The 3,391-nt window shown below is 47.4% G+C and carries 2 protein-coding genes; one reads left to right on the top strand and one right to left on the bottom strand.

Annotated features, from left to right (window positions below):
* Positions 1 to 1,573 (bottom strand): hypothetical protein (locus tag KDK14_RS06775; protein ID WP_257264269.1); only part of this gene is annotated, 1,573 nt, incomplete at its 3' end.
* Between the two features lie 489 nt (positions 1,574 to 2,062).
* On the opposite strand from KDK14_RS06775, the gene KDK14_RS06780 reads away from it, so the two are divergent.
* Positions 2,063 to 3,376: a PEP/pyruvate-binding domain-containing protein gene (locus KDK14_RS06780; RefSeq protein ID WP_257264270.1), complete on the top strand. Its 1,314-nt coding sequence runs from the start codon at positions 2,063 to 2,065 to the stop codon at positions 3,374 to 3,376.
* Positions 3,377 to 3,391: the final 15 nt, after the last annotated feature.

The raw sequence follows: 3,391 nt of genomic DNA on the forward strand, positions 1-3,391 counted from the left end.
TTCCCAGGGATTTTTCAATGCCTTCGGCAGCGGTGTCTGCTATTTTTTTTCTCACAGTGCCAAGTGTTTGATCATCAGGTACACCATAATAAAAAAGGGCTAATAAATAATCCTTAAAGTACTTATAGCAACAGTATCTCTCAAAAGGTCGTCGAAGTACGAAGAGAAATATTTCCCGCAGTTGTGCTGCATTGAAACTCTGACAACGTTGATGAAACTGCAGCATAACAACCGGATGATTGAAAGAACGGTGATCAATCAGAAAAGGCATTGTAGACCATAGTTCCCCCTTGTAGGATATTCCCAATGCCTTAAAATGACAGCAAAGTCTTATAGAAAAAAGTTCCCCTAAAACTTTCAGGCCTGTTTGCCAACCATTAGACAGCACTCCACGTCTGACCAGATCGCTGGCTAATTGGAAAACTCTATCTTCCTCGTAAGCTGTCTCTCTCGCATCCTGGCGTTTGTCATAATCATCCGACAGGCTATAAGCCTTGCTGTGCCATAATCGTTCTGCTGATTGGATCAACAAATCAAGTATTGTCAGGTATTCCCCATGGTAAAAAAACTTTCTTTGAACAGGAACATCCTGGTTTAATAGATTCCAAACCCGGCCAATTAATTCCCTTAGGTGTTGACGACTGAAGTCCGGGTTCTCCACCAGCGTTATTAAATCCTGAAATGGATGCTGCAGCATTGGCAGATGGTGTTGATTCAGGGTTTCAGCTTTTAACGGCATAGGCAGAAGATTCAATACCCCCTTGAAGGCATCTTCAGAAATATTATGGGATAACGCAAAATTACCAAGCCTGGCTTCATTAAGCGCTAACTGACCAACACTGAGTTCATCTTCAAAGTAAACCTCTGCAGAACCACTTTGCTGGGTAAAAACCATCCAGGGCAACGAATCAATGCCAAAAACCTCTTCTAACTGGTGTTTATCCTGCAAATGTTCGGTAATGCTGTTGCCAGTGTCCTCTTTTACAGTGAGAAAGCACTTGATATGTGATTTTATGTACCCGGTGGTTAGCCATTCTGGATGGCATGTTAAATTTTTATAATCTTTTACCTTAAATTCAGGCGGTTTGAATGTGCCGTTCCTGCGCAGCTGACCTGATGAAGATTGCTTATAAACAGTACAGAGCCGTGTAGCTCTCTCCTTCATTTTCTCCCGCAGTGAACTGTGGTCAGGCAGGCATTTGATAGACAGTTCGTCTGGCTTTAAAAAATCATCGTTCTGTAATATGGATGTTTTGGCATTTTGCTTATACGCAGCGAGCGTACCGGGTTTTATAATGCCAACGGTGACATGGTTCTGTCTTAATACCGAGGGTACATCTTCCATAATCAGGATGACGGGTCTTGGCGCTTTTGGTAACTCATCGTTATGATCAAGATAAGTCGATTCCTTTTTGAATCTTGCATGAGCTGATTCCTCTTGACAAATCCTGATCTGTCGAGCACCAAACGTGCCTGCCTTAAAAGCATCCAGCAATTCCTGCCTTATCTGCTCTTTGTTACCCGGGCAATGGCGGTGTGCAGTTTCAGTGTTTGAATTTTTGCCAGATTGCACCGGGCAACTCTGAGGGTTGTTAAGCGATAGGGTTGAGAATGAATCTGGTGCTAATGAATCCATAGAGTAATCAGAAGGTCAGGGTGATGTCTAAGGTTAGTTTTTAACCGGGTGTGCATAATCAGACATTTTTTTATTAAAAAAGTTCCCGCAGTTTAAATTCGTGCTGGTTTGTTGAAATTTTTTCCAAAAGCATTGGTCATACAGACAAATAATATCGAAATCACAGTCATGGCTAGCACTCAACCAACAATATCGGGCATTGCTTCATCGGGCATTACGTTATCGGGCATTGCCCAAATCTGCTACATCTCATGCAGCATCCGCATTCGCCCGTTCTGTTTTTTCTGACGATCATAACGCTTCTCCTTGCAAGCGGTTTAAGGAGGATAATTCAAACAAAACTCTCTTCCCTTTATCTGCTCGTGATATTGAACTTACGTATACGGATAACCGCTTGCCTGGCAACCATGACTTGCACCTGCCGTCTTGCCACCCACCACTGACAGGCAAACCCGGGTCCTTATGGGCGGCAAGGGACTGTTTCTGCGTCTTATGCAACAGGCCAGGACCTGGTTCCACCACAGGATCAGACGCGGTGATGGCGACAACAGCAAACCGGATTGGCAATTTACCGTGGGAGACGTTACCACACAGTTTGTTCTGGAAAAAATCACCAGTGAAGAGACCGGTGAAGCGGGTTATATCGAACGGAGGACCACGGTAATCCCGGATGCCAAAGACATCATGCTTACTGAGAAGATATTGCAAAAACTGCAGCAATATACCGAACAACTGGAAGATATGTTCTGTTGCCCGGTCGATTTTGAGTTCGGCGTGGATGGCCAGGGGGAACTCTTCGTGTTCCAGTGTCGGCCGGTGACCCGGCTGCCGGGCAGTACGCAATTCTCTGCACCCGCTCCCTCCCGGCCACTGGCTGAAGGAACCATGGTCAGTGAAGGTTGCTGCAGTGGTGTGGTCCTGGTGGTCAGCGAACCGGTCAGCGCAGAACAGATTCCACCCGGTGCCATTGTGTTTGCCGAACACGCCAGTGACTGGATGCTGGCACCGGATATTTTACAACGGGTGGGCGGCTTTGTGTTCAGACTGGGCGGCACCAACGATCATGTTGCCATCACTCTGCGTCAGGCGGGTATACCCTGTCTGGTGGCTGATACTCAGTATTGTGATGCATTAACCCAAGCCAGCGAACAACAGGTAACGCTGGTGGCAGGCAGTTTTGTCGGCAGCCCCGGAGCCTATTTGCTGGTTGGCGACCGGTCTGCCTACTGGCAGGCCAACAGCACCGCTTCCGGTCTGGATATCATCAGCTCACCCATAACCAGTCTGGCAGAACCACCGGACTTCACCCGGGTCGACGACGGTTTTGGCTGGTTGAATCGTCAGAATAACCGGTTGCTGGACTATTTTCATGCGGACCGGTTAATCAGCCATTGCCTTGGCCCTGGGCGAAGCAAGGCAGTCAGCATGTCAGCAAACCGCTCGACACTATTACAACAGCTTGACATGGAGATTCAGCAACTACAGAAGGATTTAGAACTGTTTGTATCCGGTTATCAGCACTTTTTAGGTCTGGCCGTTGGGTTTGAACCGGATGCCATACCGTCCGAAGTACAGCCCTTTACCGAAGAACTCCAGCACCTTGAAAAACGATGGGGATACTTGAAGGACGCCATTGCTAACCAGCAGTCAAAAGTGGTCTTGCCGCTGGCTGGCGAAGGAGAACTGCCCGCCCGGCGGACGAATTTCAGGCAATGGCTAAGGGATTGCCATGCTGAATGATCCGTTGCTCCAATG

Source organism: Endozoicomonas sp. ONNA2, assembly GCF_024606365.1.
Taxonomy (GTDB): Bacteria; Pseudomonadota; Gammaproteobacteria; order Pseudomonadales; family Endozoicomonadaceae; genus Endozoicomonas.